Genomic DNA, 15,895 nt, shown 5'->3' with positions numbered 1-15,895 from the left:
GACCGGGTGGTCGGGGGGCCGCGGCGCGAAGGGTGTGGCCGTCGCTAACTTCCGACGAGGCCGCGCACGGTCGCGTACACGTCCAGCACCGCGAGGCACAGCGGGACCAGGGACAGCAGGATCAGGCCGTCGAAGAGGTCGAAGATCCGGCCCCAGAAGGGGGTGACGCCCTTGCGGGGGACGACCAGGCCGACGCCGACGAGGATGGCGGCGCCCACCGCGATGCTGGCGGAGAACCAGACGGTGCGAATGTTGAGCGGTCCGGAGTCGTCGAACTTGATCAGGTCGACGAAGATCTCCTGCGGCGGGTTCAGCGCGATGCCCAGGATCAGCAGGACGATCGTCAGGATGCCGGCGATGGTCAGGCAGGCGACCTGCGCGGTGTAGTCGAAGAGCCGGGCGCGCAGCATGATCGTGATGCCGGCGGCCAGGGCGAGCAGCTGGGCCCACATGTTGTCGGAGAAGCCGAGGACGATACCGGCGGAGCCGACGACGAGGGCGGCGCAGCCGGCGACGAGGCCGAGCAGCAGCTCGTGGCCGCGCTTGGCCTGGTTGCCGATCTTGATGAAGTCGACCGACTCGGTCTCGCCGCGCTCGCCGTCGTAGCCCTTGGCGATCTGGTCGGGCGACCTGTAGCCGATGGGCAGCCGGGCGAAGCGGGCGGAGAGGCCGGGGAGCCAGGCGACCATCGCGATGGAGACGACGGCGGTGACGGCGGCGACCTCGCTGGGCCGGGCGTCGGTGAGGATCGCGCCGAAGACGGCCAGGGTGCCGATGGCGGACAGGAACGCGGCGGCCACGAAGGGTGCGTCGCCGCGCGGCAGCAGGACCACCAGCAGGATGGAGGCGATCAGTACGGTCACGCAGCCGACGAGGAGCTGGAGCCGGCCGGGCCCGTGGCCGGCCTCGACGGGGAAGATGCCGGAGCCGGCGATCAGCAGATGCGGCAGGGAGGCGAGGCCCAGGGCGATGGAGGAGCCGTGGTCGTCGTAGACCCGGGCGCGGACGCCGGCCAGGGCGACCAGGACGATGCCGGTGACGCCGGCGATGATGCCGGGCAGGCTGTTCATATCGCGGTGGGAGACCGGGTTCGAGACCCACAGCGCGAACGCCATCATGGTGAGCAGCAGGACGCCGGCGGTCAGACCGACGAAGTTCATCAGGTCGTCGCTCCAGCGGCTGCGGTTCTGCTTGACCGCGGAGGCGACGGCGTCGGAGACGTCGTCGAAGACCGGGAGCGGCAGCGACTCCGCGAAGGGCTTCAGGAGAAGCAGGTCGCCGTCGAGGATCTGCTGCTGGGCGAGCGACTGTCCGGCGTCAAGTACCGTGCCGTCGCGGCGTACGAGGTGGTAGCCGGTCGGAGCGCCCTCCGCCTGGGACTGCCCGGAGAGCCGCAGGATCTCCGGATAGATGTCGACGAGTGCGACGTCCTCCGGCAGAGCCACATCGATCCGTGCATCCGGCGCGGCGACTGTGACCCGGCAGAAGCCGGTGCCAGTGCTCGTGCTCACCTGGCGGTTCCCCCTATCCGTTGGGCGTTTTGTCGCGTCACGCGCCCTATATATAAAGCCGACACTGTGGGGCTGTGGCACGCTCGCGGTGCGTCAGCGTACCGTCCGCCCGGGGGGCTGCCCCACCCACCCCGTGACTTGACCCGTAACAGTAGGATCAACGCCTGCGTCGGGCCAAGGACTTGTGCCCGGGGGACCGTCAAACCAACGGGGGCGGTCCGAGACTGCGAGATGCATGAAGGACTGATGCCTCGGTGAGCGTTGTCATCGTCAAGCGCCCGCCCCGCGCGCTGCCACCTGAAGTCTCCTCGGAGGAGGTGACACTGGAGGCGCCTCCGGAGCTTCCCCGCGAGGGCGAGTCGGAGAACTTGCTGATGACCTTCATGCCCATGATGGGCATGGCGTCGTCGGCGGGATTCCTCTTTATGGGCAATCAGCCGTTCATGAAGATCATGGGCGGTTTCATGGTGGCGTCCACCCTGGCGATGGCGATCATGCAGATCGTCAAATCCCGCCAGGGCCCTTCCGGGCAAATGGTCCAGGAACGCCAGGACTACCTCAAGTACCTTGCGCAAAAGCGCAAGGAGGTACGCCGCACCGCCCGCAAGCAGCGGGACGCCCAGCTCTACATTCACCCGGACCCGGCCCAGCTGTGGTCGGTCGTGGCCGAGGGCAAACGGGTGTGGGAACGCCGGGTCACCGATCCGGACTTCGGGCAAGTGCGTCTGGGGCTGGGGCCGCAGCAGCTGGCCACTCCCCTGAGGGCTCCGGAGACCGCGCCCGTCGATGAGCTCGAGCCGCTCACCGCGCATGCGATGAAGGAATTCCTCGACAAGCACGGCCACTTGGACGACCTGCCGCTGGCGGTCTCGCTGCGTGCCTTCTACCACCTGACCGTCTCGGGTGACCCGGACACGGTCTACGGTGCCTCGCGCGCCATCGTTTCCCAGCTGTGCACCCTGCATTCGCCCGAGGACCTGGTGGTGGCGGTCGTCGCCGCGCCGGGTGCGCAGGCGGAGTGGGAGTGGACGAAGTGGCTGCCGCAGGTCCAGCACCGGACCACGGATGGCGCCGGCAGCCGCCGGCTGGTCGTCGGCGACCTCGGTGAGATCGAGGAGCTGCTGGCGGACGAGCTGGACGGCCGCGGGCGGTTCAACCCGCAGGGCACCCCGGTGACCGACTCCCCGCACGTGGTGATCGTGCTGGATGCCGGCGAGGTCCCGATGGACTCGGTGATCGCGGGGGCCGAGGGCCTGCAGGGCGTCACCATCCTCGAGGTCGTCCCGGGCGACCTGGACGAGATCCGCGGTGGTCTGGCCGTGCAGGTGTGGCCGGGCAAGCTGGTGCTGGAGTCGGCGAGCGGTGCGGTCTACCACGGCGTCTGCGACACCCTGTCGATCCCCGAGGCGGAGGCGCTGGCGCGCCAGCTCGCCCCGTTGCGGGCCGGTTCGGGTGCGGACGGCGAGGAACCGCTGCTGTCCAACCTGGACTTCACCGACCTGCTCAACATCGGCGACGCCGGTTCCGTCGATGTGTCGCGTACGTGGCGGCCCCGGACGCTGGCCGAGCGGCTGCGCGTACCGCTCGGCGTCGACCGCGACGGCCAGCCGGTCATGCTGGACATCAAGGAAGCCTCGCAGCAGGGCATGGGCCCGCACGGCCTGTGTGTCGGTGCGACCGGTTCCGGTAAGTCCGAGGTGCTGCGCACCCTGGTGCTGGCCCTCGCGGTCACGCACTCGTCCGAGACGCTGAACTTCATCCTCGCGGACTTCAAGGGTGGCGCCACCTTCACCGGTATGTCGGAGATGCCGCACGTCGCGGCGGTCATCACCAACCTCGGTGAGGACGTCACCCTGATCGACCGCATGCGGGACTCGATCACCGGTGAGCTCCAGCGCCGTCAGGAGCTGCTGCGCTCGGCGGGCAACTACGCGAACATCACCGACTACGAGAAGGCGCGTGCCGCGGGTGCCCCGCTGGAGCCGCTGCCGTCGCTGGTGATGATCATCGACGAGTTCTCCGAGCTACTCGCCGCCAAGCCCGACTTCATCGAGATGTTCATCCAGATCGGCCGTATCGGCCGTTCGATGGGTGTGCACATGCTGCTCGCCTCGCAGCGGCTGGAAGAGGGCAAGCTGCGCGGTCTGGACACCTTCCTGTCCTACCGGCTGGGTCTGCGGACGTTCTCCGCCGCCGAGTCGCGGACCGCGATCGGTGTGCCGGACGCCTACCACCTGCCGAACGTCCCGGGTTCCGGCATCCTGAAGTACGACACCGAGACGATGGTGCAGTTCAAGGCCGCGTATGTCGGTGGTGTCTACCGCGGCCCGGGTGGCGGCGGCCGTGGCGGCGCCGGCGGCGGGTCGACGCGGATGCCGGTGCCGTTCACCGCGGCCCCGATCATCGAGCAGGTCATCGAGGAGCCGGTCGTCGTCGAGTCGTCCGAGCCCGAGGTGGACGACGCGCTGGCCGACACCGTGCTGGACGTCATCGTCCAGCGCATGGTGGGTCAGGGCCCGCCGGCGCACCAGGTGTGGCTGCCGCCGCTGGAGGAGCCGCCCACGGTCAACCAGCTGCTGCCGACCCTTGCGGTCACCCCCGAGCGGGGTGTCCACGCGCCGGAGTACACCGCGCTGGGCAAGCTCGTGGTGCCGGTCGCGCTGGTGGACAAGCCGTTCGAGCAGCGGCGTGACGTGATGTACCTGGACTTCTCCGCCGGTGCCGGTCACGGCCTGGTCGTGGGTGGTCCGCAGTCCGGTAAGTCCACGCTGATCCGGTCCGCCATCGCCTCGTTCGCGCTCACCCACACCCCGGCCGAGGTGCAGTTCTACTGCCTCGACTTCGGTGGCGGCGGCATGCTCACGATGGAGGGACTGCCGCACGTCGGTGGTGTCGCCTCGCGTCTGGATGCCGAGAAGGTGCGCCGTACGGTCTCCGAGGTCGTCGGCATCCTCAACGAGCGCGAGGAGTTCTTCCGCGCGAACAGCATCGACTCGATCTCGACGTACCGCCAGCGGCGGGCCGCGGGCGCCTTCCCCGACCAGAAGTGGGGCGACGTCTTCCTCATCATCGATGGCTGGGCAACGTTCAAGACCGACTACGAGCAGATGGACCCGGTGATCCTTGACATCGCCGCCCGGGGTCTCGGTTTCGGTGTCCACCTGATCATCGCCGGCGCGCGCTACACCGAGGTGCGGCCCGCTCTCCGCGACCAGCTCCTCAACCGCGTCGAGCTGCGTCTGGGTGACGCCATGGAATCGGAGTTCGACCGCAAGCGCGCGGAGAACGTCCCGATGGGCAAGCCCGGTCGTGGTCTGTCGCCCGACAAGCTGGACTTCCTGGCGGCGCTGCCGCGGCTGGACGGTATGTCCGACCCGGAGACGATCAGCGACGGCATCGCGAACCTCGTCGCCACGGTCAAGGAGCACTGGCAGGGCGACCCCGCCCCCCAGGTGCGGATGCTGCCGACGATGCTGCATGTCAACGAACTGCCCAAGGGCAGCGACTACCCGGAGCACGGCATCGCGATCGGTGTCGACGAGGCGACGCTGTCGCCGGCGTTCATCGACTTCGAGACCGACCCGCTGCTGGTCATCTACGGCGAGAGCGAGTCGGGCAAGTCGGCGCTGCTGCGTCTGATCGCCAAGCAGATCTCCGAGCGGTACGCCACCGACAAGGCGCTCATGGTGGTCTCCGACTTCCGGCGTGCGCACCTCGGGGAGATTCCGGAGAGCCACCTGTACAAGTACTGCGCCGCCGGGCCGCAGCTGCAGGAGGTCATCACCGGTCTGGCCGGCTCGCTCGGCCGCCGTATGCCGGGGCCGGACGTCACGCCGGAGCAGCTGCGCAACCGCAGCTGGTACGACCTGCCGGACGCGTTCGTGATCGTGGACGACTACGACCTGGTGGCGACCAGCAGCGGCAACCCGCTGCAGCCGCTGCTGGAGTACCTGCCGTTCGCCCGTGACGTGGGTCTGCGCCTGATCATCGCGCGCAGCTCCTCGGGTGCCGGCCGGTCCTCGTTCGAGCCCGTGATGCAGCGCACCAAGGAGCTCGGTGCGCAGGGTCTGATCCTGTCCGCCGACCCGGGCGAGGGTCCGCTGATGGGCAACATCAAGGGCACCCAGATGACGCCGGGCCGCGCGACCTTCGTCACGCGCAAGCACGGTGCACAGCTGGTCCAGACGGGCTGGCTGCCGCCGAACAGCTAGTAACCGCACGCACGGAAAACGGCGGTGGGGCGTCCCTCTCAGGAGGGGCGCCCCACCGCCGTTTGTTGCCTGTGGCCTGCGCCGGTGTGCCACACCGGCCGAAGGCACCGGCCCCCGGCCAGGACCGGTGGACCTACGTCGGCTTCTGGTCCGAGGCCTTGTTCTCGGCGGCCTTTGCCTGCGCGTTGCCGCTCTTGGCCTCCTTGGCCGCCTGTTCGGCCGCGGCGGCCGGATCCGTCCGCACGCCCTTGGCGATGTTCTCGCCGCCGCGCCGCACCACACCGCCGCCGTTCTTCGCCCCGAACGGATCGGGCCCATGCACCGCCGAGGAGGTCTCCCACTTGTGGGTGACAACCGGCCCCTGCCGGCCGCCGCCCCCACCGCCACCGCGTTTGCGGAACGCGCCGCCGAGGCCGTTGGCGAGCTGGCCGAGGGCCATGAAGCCGTAGGCGAAGTTGGTGCCGGTCTGCTGGCCGTTGGAGGAGCTGGTGGACGGCGCCGGGCTTTGGTCCGCGGAGTGGTCCTCACCCTCCTTGCCGGCCGGTTGCTCCGCGGCCAGTTCCAGGTCCGCGGCGGCCAGTTCGAAGGCCGGCAGCGAGTCGTCGACGGACCGCTTGAGGCGGTGCCACTCCCCGGCGAACGCCTCACCTGCCGGGCCCTGCCAGTGGTGCGCGGCGGCGCTGCCGACCTGCCGGTCCAGGTCGCCGACGAGTCCCTCAAGGTGTTTGCCCATGTCGCGCCAGCCGGCCGCCGCTTCGTGCAGGGCCTCGGGATTGCGCCGCTCGCTCACTTGACGCTCCGCATCATCTCGACCAGCTCTGCCTCTGCCGCCTGCGCGTTTACGGCGGTTTCCCTGATGCCTTCGCCCACCTCGGCGAGCCGTGCCTGCAGCATGGAGAGGGCGTGCTCGGCCTGTTCGTACCGCTCCAGATGCGCGCGGGCCTCCTCGTGGCTGCCGCCGAAGCCGTCACGCAGCGCCTCGGCGTCCGCCTTCCGTCTGAATGCCGCCAGCTGCCGGCCCAGTTCTTCCGCACGTATCTCGAAGGTCGCACCGAGCTTGTGCAACTCCTCCGAACTGAGCCGGACTTCGTCGGACATCTTTTCTCCCCGAATGGAATAGCGGCTGGCCGCTGTACTTCTTCTCAGGTCTAGCACACCCGCAATAGCCCAGGAGCCCTCTGGGGAATGGTCGCCCGGCACACTGCGGAATACATAAGGATCATTGCGCAGCAAAACCGCAATACCGACAACTCCACCTTGACGCCTTCTTCGCGCCGGTCATTACACTCGGGACCAGCGCGGCACACGGGTCGCCGCGCCACCACACCTAGGGGGACGCAGATGAGCACCGAGCGGCAGATCCAGGACGAAGATCTGATGGACGTCGCCGCGGATCCGGAGCAGGCGCACCGGCTGCGCAAGGCCCTCCAGACACTGGCGGACAACCCCAACGTCGGCGGCAAGCTCAAGGAGATGGCCCAGGAGGTGCTCTCCGGCCGGATGGGCATGAAGGAAGCCATCGAGACCCCGAGCTACATGGACGCCATCGGCGACCGGATGCACGAGATGCGCCGGGCGGCGGAGAACCAGACGATGGCGGAGCGGGAGGCCTCGCGCGAGCAGTTCGGCAAGTGGCAGCAGGAGCAGGAGCAGAAGGAGGCCGAGGAGCGCGCCGAGCGCGACGGCCCCTCCGCCAACCTCGTGACCGGTCCGCGGCGCGGCGGCCGGGCCGCCGGCCACCGGGGATGACCCGGCCGCCCCTGCGGTCGCCGGGGCGGTGTTCGTAGGCGCACCGCGGCTCCCGTGGCCGCGGTGCGCCCACGAACCGCAGATCGGACGGCAGATCGGACGGCAGAACGGGCCGCGGAACGGACGGCAGCCGGAAGAAAACGGATCACCGGCCGGGCAATCGCCGCGAGCTACTCTCTTTTCACGCGCTTTCCGTGTCCTTTACGCGCGGAGCGACCGCATTTTCCACAATCGGCGACCCGCGCCTCACGTCGTCACACACCCCCCACCAGCCACGGTCCGGATGTTCCGGTTACGGAACAGCCGGGCCCCGGCGGCTTGGCACAGGTGCGCCGGATCATAAGATCGAGCAGATAGAGACGCAGAAATCCACGCCAGTGGAGGGCGGGATTGATGGGGGACGAGGAAGTCATGAGCGCCGCAGCCGACGGCAGTGCCGAAAGGCCCACCTACGAGCCACACCCGTTCATCGGCGGCCGCACCGCCGTGCTGCGCGCGCTCGCGGCCTGGCGTATGCGGTGGCCCGGTGCGCCCCGCGTCATCGTGCTCACCGGAAGTTCGGGCAGCGGCCGTTCGCGGCTGCTCACCGGCTTTCTGATGCTGTGTGAGCCCGAATTCCGCAAGCAGCTGCCGCTGGACGACATGGACCCGGCGACCGTTCCCCCGGACCTCCCGGCGCCCGCCGTGCCGAGCCCCACCCTGCTGACCGCCGCACAGTTCCAGTGGCTGATCGCGGACCACTTCGGGCTGCAGGCCACCCGTGCCGCGGACATCTACACCGAACTCGCCGCGTTCGAGGAGCCGGTGACGATCGTGGTGCCGGATGTCGATGCGGCCGGTCCGGTCCGTGCCGCGGGCGAGCCGGCCCGCCTCGTACGGGATGTCCTCAAGCCGCTCGCGGCCCTGGAAACGGTGCAGTTGCTCGCCGATGTGCCGCGCGAACTCGCCGCCGAGCTGGCCGGTTCGCTGCCGAGCGGGCAGGTGCAGATCATCGACCTCGACGAGCCCGAGTGGGCCGACCCCGAGGGTCTGCTGCTGCACGCCGAGACCGCGCTCGACCCCGGATTCGGGGCGCCGGAGCTCCCGTTCACCACCGACCCGGCCGTCCGCCGGGCGCTCGCCGGGGCGATGGCGCGGCGCGCGGGCACCAACCGGCTGACGCTGCAGCTCGCCGTGCAGTCGCTGCTCATGCAGCCCGAGGGTTTCGACCCGTCGGACGAGTCCCAGCTGCCGTCCGATGTCGGCGAGGCGCTGGACCTGCACGCCCGCCGCCTGGGCGCCGATCCGCAGACGCTGCGGCTGATACTGGCGCCGCTGGCGTTCGCCGAGGGCAAGGGGCTGCCCGTCGAGCTGCTGGGCCTGCTCTCCAGCGCCGTCGCCGGACGGGACATGAGCCAGGAGATCGCGGACGGCATGCTGCTGGCCGCGCCGTTCATCCAGCCGGTCGAGGTGGCCGCGGACGAGGACACCGAGGACACCGAGGAGGGCTCCGGCGGCGGCCGGACGCTGCTGCGGCTGATGCACCCGGGGATCGCCGAGGAGATCCGCGCCGGTCTGCCCGACGTCCGGGAGGCCCAGACCGAGATCGCCATGGCGCTGCTGGAGGCGGTGCCCGAGCAGAACTGGGCCAAGGCCGATCCCTACGTCCGCGACCACCTCGCGGGGCACACCCTCGAGGCCGGACTGCTCCCCCGGCTGTTCACCGACCCCGGCCTGTTCGCGCACGCCGACCCGGTGACGCTGCGGGCGGCCATGGAGGCCGTTGCGGTCGAGGAGCTGGACGCGCCGGCCCGCACCTATCTGCGGATCTCGCCCCTGATCACCCGCTCCCAGGCCCCGGCCGACCTGCGGGCGGCGCTGCTGGAGACCGCGTTCGTCGAGGACGGGCTCCTCCCGTACGCGCAGGCGCTGCACTCCCTCGGCTTCGCGCTGCCGTGGCGCACCCTGTGGAGCGTGCCGCTCGCCGGGGTGGGCGCGGTGCGGACGGGGTACCTGCCGCCGCAGGAGGAGGGGGCCGATTCGCGTCCGGTGGCGGCCTTCCTCGTACCGGAGGGCACGCCCGGCTCCCGTACCGCGCAGGGCGCCGCCGACGGCCCGGCCATGCTCATCCACGACATGCTGCGGCCGGAGTACGTCGATGTCGCCCCGGAGCAGGTGCTGCGGCCCTCGGACGCGACGCTGGACGCGGCGCCGTTCGGCATCAGCCGGGGCACCGACTATCTGCGGGTGTGGGCCCGGGAGAGCCAGGAGGTGGTGACGGCGCTGATCTCCGACACCCCCTTCACCGGCGCCGATCTCTCGCCGGACGGCGTCCTCGTCGTCGCGACGGAGCGCGGCGTGACCGCCCGGCAGATCCTCGTGCCCGTCCCCGCGGCGGCCCCCGCCGTGCCGGCCCAGCGCACCGGCACCAACGACTCCGCCGCATCCACCGACCCGGATGCTTCCCCCGGCCTCGAAGGAGACCACTCGTGATCACCCAGGCGCAGGCACACGCCACCGCCGTCAGCTGGCTCAACCCCGAGGGACATCAGGGTCCGCCGCGCGAAGTGGCCATGCAGGAGTTCGACCTCGGCTGGGTGGTGTGGGCCGTGCCGCCGCCCCCGGAGGTCGACCCGCAGACCGGGCAGCGGCGCCCGCCCGCCGAGGTCGGCACGGCGTGCGGCGTCGTCGACCGCGCGTCCGGTGAGCTGACGGTCTGGCCGTCCGTACCGGTCGAGGAGGTCGTGCGGATGTACCAGCAGAAGCACGGCGCCGGTACGGCTGCGGCGGCCCCCGCCGATCAGCCGCCGGTCACCGGCCCCGGCAACACCGCCGTCGCCACCTACAACGACCCCGCCACCGGCGAGGAGACCAGCCTCGCCAAGGTCTCCGGCCCCGGTCAGCCGCCCGCCGAGTACCAGCTCTCCGCCGAGCTGCAGCGCCTGGGCGTCCGCGGTGAGGACGTCCGGGCGGTGCACACCGATCTGCGCCCCGCGCTGCTGCCCGGCGGATATCCGGGCGACTTCATCTTCCGTGCCTTCCCCAACGCCCAGTTCTCCTGCACGGAGGGCTACGGCATGCGGCCCGAGGAGCGCGCCGAGGGCGTCGCCGGGCTGCTGCGGCACGTCGAGATGATGCACCAGATCGCGGGGCAGCAGCCGCCGCCGCGGCCGCACCGGCTGCCGGTGCCCCAGAACGTCGAGGCCGCGCCGGAGATGCGCGATGTGGCGCTGGGCAAGCATCTCGCGGAGGTCTTCGGCCCCCAGGGCGTCGTCCGCCCGGACGCCGACGACACCGCCCCCACCCAGCTCCCCGACGCCACGAAGAAGACGCTCACCTGGGCCGGGCTGCCGACCGAGGTGCCGTACTTCTTCACCGCCGACCGGGCCGACGCCCCGCCCGCCGGCGGTCTGTTCACGGACGTCGCCACCTACCTGCGCCAGACCGGGACGGAGGCTCGCGAGGAGACCCTCGAAACCCTCTCCGGCTACGTCCGCATCGGCACCGACGGCCTCTACACCATGGCCGTACAGTGCGTCGCCCCGGAACAGAACCAGAGCCTGATCGGCACCGTCTGGGCCGTCCAGCCCACCTCCGGCGGCGGCCGCTTCACCAACCGCACCCTCGCCGCCTACCTGCGCTCCCTCGCCCTCCTGTCGACCACCCGCCGGCAGATGCAGGGCATGGACCCGGGCACGGCGGGCACGGCGGTGGCAGCCTTCCAGGAACAGATCGCGGCGATCGACTCGTGGGCGCTGGACGACGAGGGCAACTGGTGGTCGCTGATCATCGAGCAGATGTGGCACGGGCTGTACTGAGGACGCCAGTGCTCGCAGCGGGGGAAGTGGACCCCCGGCTCCCACTGGCTCGCCGGCTGTGGTCGTCTGGTGCGGCTGCCGGTCATGAATCTCGACCGCCAACAATCATCTGTCAGCGGTTGAGCAGCCAGTAGCCGCCGAGCGCAAGCAGGCCGAGCACACAACCTCCTCAGGCCATGACCACGAAGAGGTCGTTCTTGCTTCGCTCAACGGCGATGAGGTCCTGCTCGGACATGGCGGTCATGAGGAACGGGGTGCCGTCCGACGGGGCCGCGATGGCCAGTTCGCCGCGCTCATCGTCACGGGCCTCGCCGCGTACAAAGAACTGCGCGCCTGCTCGGACGACCTACTCCTCCTGAAGGAAGCCGAGGGGATGATGGTTGTCGGTCCGGCCAGGAGGGTCGAGGGCCTCGAGGGTGTCGCGGAATCCCGTCGGTCGTTGTGCCCAGACTGGTGGGCCTGGCGGCCCTGGTAGGCCTCGAAGTGGTCAACGGTCTCGGGCGCGTGGTCGACGATGCCCTGCGCAGGAAGTATGGCGGTGGAGCCGGACGCGTCTTCGACGAGGAAGGGGAGGCACTGATGAAATCGGCGACCACCTCGCTCTCGCGAGTGACGCGGTCGCCGCCGTATTCGGCAGAACTCGAAGCCTTTCTCCGGATCTCGTACTTGAGCGTGATCCTGGTACGGAACCACACGCACTCCGTCTGCCCAAGCTGGGATGTCAACGGACCGCTGGGGTGGGGACGGGCCGTCCGGGCCGCCTCGGCATGACGCCGGAACGCACATGCGCCAACTGCTCCCAGCGCCGTCTGATGCAGCTCGCGCAGTTCGCGAGACGACCGTCTCGGGGTCACCATGGCGTGGATGCGCTTCCCCGCGCCGAGTACTTGGAAGACACTCACCACACGGGGCTCTCCTCTGGCCTCCCGCTTGCGGCCGGCCGAAAGCCGTCAAGGCAGCAGCAGCCAGTCCGCAGCCAGAGCGGCAGCAAGCCCGATGCCAAGCAGCCAAGTACCCAGCCGTGTACGTCCGTTCCGGCTGAGTTCGATCACCACGCCGCAGAGCACCAGCGCGGCTCCGTAGACCCCGACCACCAGCACCGAGTGGCGAGAGGCCAGGCGGATGACGAGCACCAGCGCCATCGCGCCCATCAAGACCGAGGCCACGATGATGCGTATTCGCCGGGCCTGACGAGGCGTCAATCCTTCGTAATCCTCGGAAAGGGGCTGCTCATTGCCGGTTGCGTCCATGAGCGGGATGCTACGGGACGGCCGCTCCGCCGAGATGCGGGGCCAGCCCCGACCCGCCCCCCTCAACCGCCTCTAATTCAAATAATCTTAAAATTCTCGCATCGAGTCGCAATGGGCCCCAGCGCAATCTCGCTCGGAACTCCAGCCTTACGTACCGACCTTGACACATCGTTATCCAGATACCCTAATGTAAGACCATTCAACAAGTGTCACGACACGAGCAGTTCAGGACACAACGAAAAAACGGGGGCAAAGGTGGCAGGCAAGGCGTTCGATGTCGATCCGGACGTACTGAAGGCGCAGGGTAATACCTTCGTCCACATCGGCAACGATTTCTCGAAGGCCTCGAAGAAACTGCAGGACGGCCTCGAGGGCGTAGAAGACGCTTTCGAAGGATGCGACTTCGGCGAGATCTTCCTGACGATCTACAACCCCATCGCGAAGGGCATGTTCGACTCGATGGACTCCCTCGGCGAACGCCTCGAGGACATCGGTGACAAGCTCCAAGACATGGCACAGAAGTACGCCGAATCCGACGAGCAGGGCACCCAGACCATCAGCGCCGTAGACCGCCCGCAGATCTGACGCAGCCCCTGCCTCAGCTCAACGCGAGACGAGCGCGCCTTGAGCCCACCCGGCCGGCCCCTCGTCTCTCTTCTCCCTCACTCTAACCCTCACCCTTCCACCTAGCCTTCAGCTACAACTGCACGGGGGACAATCACTGTGTCACTGACACTGCCGGACCCACTCGTCGAGGTCCTGAGCCTGATCGGTTACGAATGGCCCAACGCCGATGAGGACAAGCTCTTCGAATGTGCCTCCGTCTGGCGCACCTTCGCTGAGCAGTGCAATCAAACGCTCTCCGACGGCTCGTCGGCAGCCAATGAAGTCACCGGCGCCAACTCGGGCGAGGCGGTCGAGGGCTTCTCCAAGGCTTGGGGCGCCTACGCCGGCACCGGCGACAGCGGCGACCACTACCTCCGCGATGCCGCCATGGCGGCCGAAGTCATCGCCGCCGCCTTCGATGCGGCCGCCATCGCCGTGATCGCCGGCAAGGTCGCAGTTATCGCCCAACTCGTCGCGCTGGCCATCGAACTCATCGCGGCCCAGGCCGCCGCTCCCTTCACCCTTGGCCTCTCCGAACTGGGCGCGGCGGGCGCCACCCAGGCCGCCCGAGTGATCGTCCGTCAGATCCTCGACAAGCTCAAGCGCGAGGTCATGCAGGCGGCGACCAAAGCCATGGAACACGCCACCATGGACGCCATCAAGAACATGGCCAAGAAGGCGGTCTCCAAGGAAGCCCGCAAGGCGGCCCTTGATGCGGCCAAGAACTACGTCAAGACCACCGTCAAGGACGAGGTCAAGGACAAGGTCGTCACCGCCGCCAAGGATTCCGCCAAGGAATTCGTCACGGAAACCGTGGTCAACGGGGCCAAGGACAAGGCCAAGGAAGCCGGAGAGGAGATGGCCGGCAACCTCGTCGGGCAAGGCATCGAGAACCACTTCGGCGCCCGCGACGGAATCGACCTGGGCGAAACCGCCGACATCGCCAAGGAAAAGGCCGGCGAATACGTCGATGACGTCAAGAAGGACGCCGAGGACCGCGTCAACGCGTACAAGGACGGCGTCACCAGCCTCGCCGACCCCCAGCACTGGGTGGACCGCGCCAAGGGCGACGCCGCCAATGTGGCGGAACACCACACCAACCGCGGCCTGGACGCCGCCCAGCGCCACGTCGACCGCCACACCGGCGGCGCCGCCACCCGCCACCAGGACGTCACGGACGAGGGCCGCAACGCCGTCACGGACCACGTCCGCTCAGTCTTCGGCTGACCGCACCACCCTTTGATGCCCTCGTCTTCTTCGTGATCCATCCACGAAGAGGACGAGGGCATCAATGCACTGGGCTCAACGCACTGGGGTCCGCAGCCTTCGTTTCTCCCGGCTGCGGACCCCAATTCCGTCTTTCACTGTGACTGACCAAGCCTTACCGCCCTGGAGGCTGCGTGGGCGACGACGGCGGGAAGGCCGGGACACCGGGCTGCTGCTGAACTGCGCCGGGCTGCTGATACGGACCAGGCTGCTGGGGCACGAATTCGGGACCGCCAGGACCGCAATAGCCACCAAGACCACCTGGGCCACCCGCGGGCGGGCCATTGCGGCGGTTCTTCTTCTTGGCCACCAGCACCACGACCAGGATGACGACGAGGAGACCGACCACACCACCGACGATGCCGATGAGGACGCCGGTGCTCATGCCCTTGTCGCTGTCGCTCTGGGCCGCCGGCTCAGCGCCGTTGTCCTTGCCGGGCGACTTGGACGAACTGTCGCTGAAGGCGGGTAGGGGGCCGTTCCTCGAGCCCGGGGGAATATCCGCGGTCAGTGCCATCCACGGCTTGATGAAGCCGTAGCCGTAGTGGGGATCGGGAAGCTTCTTCCCCTTCATGTCATCCGGCAGACCGGCGGTCTTCACCAGACGGTTCGCGATCTGGCCAGCGGTCAAGTCCGGGAACTTGGAGCGGAGGAGGGCCGCGGCTGCGGACACGTACGCCGTCGCGTCGGACGTACCATTTGCCAAGCGATACGGGGTCTCAACTCCCGCCGACCGGATATGAAGCCCTGGAGCCAGCAGTTTGATATGTGGCCCGTAGTTGGAGTACTTCCAGACCTTGAGGTCGATGTCCACCGCTCCCACAGCGAGGACCCCAGGCACTGCAGCAGGAAGGCGAGGAGTGCTGGAGCCGGAATTCCCGGATGCCGCAACTACCAGCACGTCATGCTTCCGCGCGTAGTCGACAGCGGCCTTTTCAGCAGGCGAGGTATCCGAATAGACCTCGAACGACATGTTGACGACCTTCGCGCCATGGTCCACGGCATACCTCAACGGTTCGGCGTAGGAATCCGTCCCCGCCCTACCCTTCCCAAGGTCAATCCCCACAGGAAGGATCTTGGCATCAGGTGCCAGCCCCTTTACCCCCTGGGATCCCGCAGGACCATGCCCGTGCCCAGCGATGAGCGAAGCCATGGCGGTGCCGTGCTCAAACTTCTCATACGCGCGATCTGCCGGCCCCCCACCAGCAAGAAGACTCTTGCCTGGAAGCACACTTCCCTTTAGATCAGGATGACTTCCGTCTACCGGATCATCGATGACCGCGACCGTGACGCCCTTACCCGTCGACACCTTCCAGATGTCGTCAGCGCCGAAGGATCTCAAGGGCCACTGGTCATGCCTGATCTGATCCGCCGAAGCAACCGGCGCGATGCCGAAGAGCAGCGCCCCCGCCACCACCGCGCCACCCACCGCACGCAGCGTCCGCGTGAAGCTCATGCCCTAACACCTCTCCTTAGCAGAGAGGGGCCCGCAACTCGTTGGTTGC

12 protein-coding genes and 1 pseudogene are annotated in these 15,895 nt (G+C 68.8%); 7 read left to right on the top strand and 6 right to left on the bottom strand.

From position 1 onward, the window contains the following. Positions 1-44: 44 nt before the first annotated feature. Complete coding sequence (eccD, locus tag AC5677_RS28450; protein ID WP_497190757.1) at positions 45-1,511, bottom strand: type VII secretion integral membrane protein EccD; 1,467 nt, start codon at positions 1,509-1,511, stop codon at positions 45-47. A 254-nt stretch (positions 1,512-1,765) separates the two neighbouring features. On the opposite strand from eccD, the gene eccCa reads away from it, so the two are divergent. Next, positions 1,766-5,722, top strand: coding sequence for a type VII secretion protein EccCa (gene eccCa / locus AC5677_RS28445; RefSeq protein WP_497190756.1), 3,957 nt, complete (start codon positions 1,766-1,768; stop codon positions 5,720-5,722). A gap of 133 nt (positions 5,723-5,855) precedes the next feature. Here the strand turns inward: eccCa and AC5677_RS28440 are convergent, their stop codons facing one another. Both AC5677_RS28440 and AC5677_RS28435 read right to left on the bottom strand, forming a co-directional pair. Further along, positions 5,856-6,512, bottom strand: a complete 657-nt coding sequence (locus AC5677_RS28440) for a WXG100 family type VII secretion target (protein WP_497190755.1) — start codon at positions 6,510-6,512, stop codon at positions 5,856-5,858. Beyond that, a complete protein-coding gene (locus AC5677_RS28435) occupies positions 6,509-6,820 on the bottom strand; it encodes a hypothetical protein (protein WP_497190754.1) in 312 nt (103 codons plus the stop codon). Before AC5677_RS28435 ends, AC5677_RS28440 begins: the two co-directional genes overlap by 4 nt. Before the next feature lie 243 nt (positions 6,821-7,063). Between AC5677_RS28435 and AC5677_RS28430 the strand changes: the two genes are divergently transcribed. The 3 genes from AC5677_RS28430 (at position 7,064) to AC5677_RS28420 (ending at position 11,268) form a co-directional block, all read left to right on the top strand. Next, a complete protein-coding gene (locus AC5677_RS28430; RefSeq protein WP_497190753.1) occupies positions 7,064-7,471 on the top strand; it encodes a hypothetical protein in 408 nt (135 codons plus the stop codon). A 411-nt stretch (positions 7,472-7,882) separates the two neighbouring features. Beyond that, positions 7,883-9,943 carry a P-loop NTPase family protein gene (locus tag AC5677_RS28425; RefSeq protein WP_497190752.1) on the top strand — a complete coding sequence of 687 codons (2,061 nt, stop codon included), beginning with the start codon at positions 7,883-7,885 and terminating at the stop codon, positions 9,941-9,943. After that, positions 9,940-11,268, top strand: coding sequence for an SUKH-4 family immunity protein (locus AC5677_RS28420; protein ID WP_497190751.1), 1,329 nt, complete (start codon positions 9,940-9,942; stop codon positions 11,266-11,268). Before AC5677_RS28425 ends, AC5677_RS28420 begins: the two co-directional genes overlap by 4 nt. A 169-nt stretch (positions 11,269-11,437) precedes the next feature. On the opposite strand, the pseudogene AC5677_RS28415 reads toward AC5677_RS28420, so the two are convergent. Further along, positions 11,438-11,602 (bottom strand): annotated as a pseudogene (locus AC5677_RS28415) (GIDE domain-containing protein); the annotation flags it as partial. Between the two features lie 107 nt (positions 11,603-11,709). Here AC5677_RS28415 and AC5677_RS28410 point away from each other — a divergent pair. Beyond that, on the top strand, positions 11,710-12,039 hold the full coding sequence (locus AC5677_RS28410; protein WP_497190750.1) for a hypothetical protein: 330 nt from the start codon (positions 11,710-11,712) through the stop codon (positions 12,037-12,039). 179 nt (positions 12,040-12,218) lie between these two features. On the opposite strand, the gene AC5677_RS28405 is transcribed toward AC5677_RS28410, so the two are convergent. After that, complete coding sequence (locus AC5677_RS28405; protein WP_497190749.1) at positions 12,219-12,518, bottom strand: hypothetical protein; 300 nt, start codon at positions 12,516-12,518, stop codon at positions 12,219-12,221. Positions 12,519-12,773: 255 nt separating this feature from the next. Between AC5677_RS28405 and AC5677_RS28400 the strand changes: the two genes are divergently transcribed. Then, on the top strand, positions 12,774-13,103 hold the full coding sequence (locus tag AC5677_RS28400; RefSeq protein ID WP_497190748.1) for a WXG100 family type VII secretion target: 330 nt from the start codon (positions 12,774-12,776) through the stop codon (positions 13,101-13,103). Positions 13,104-13,241: 138 nt separating this feature from the next. Then, entirely contained in the window at positions 13,242-14,351 is a 1,110-nt protein-coding gene (locus AC5677_RS28395; RefSeq protein WP_497190747.1) for a WXG100-like domain-containing protein, read from the top strand. 154 nt (positions 14,352-14,505) lie between these two features. Here the strand turns inward: AC5677_RS28395 and AC5677_RS28390 are convergent, their stop codons facing one another. Then, positions 14,506-15,846 (bottom strand): S8 family serine peptidase, encoded by a 1,341-nt coding sequence (locus tag AC5677_RS28390; RefSeq protein ID WP_497190746.1) that lies wholly within the window; start codon positions 15,844-15,846, stop codon positions 14,506-14,508. Positions 15,847-15,895 lie beyond the last annotated feature (49 nt).

Source organism: Streptomyces sp. JLSY215, from assembly GCF_059682825.1.
Note: the sequence above shows the minus strand (reverse complement) of the source record. Positions and strands in the feature narration are given on the sequence as shown.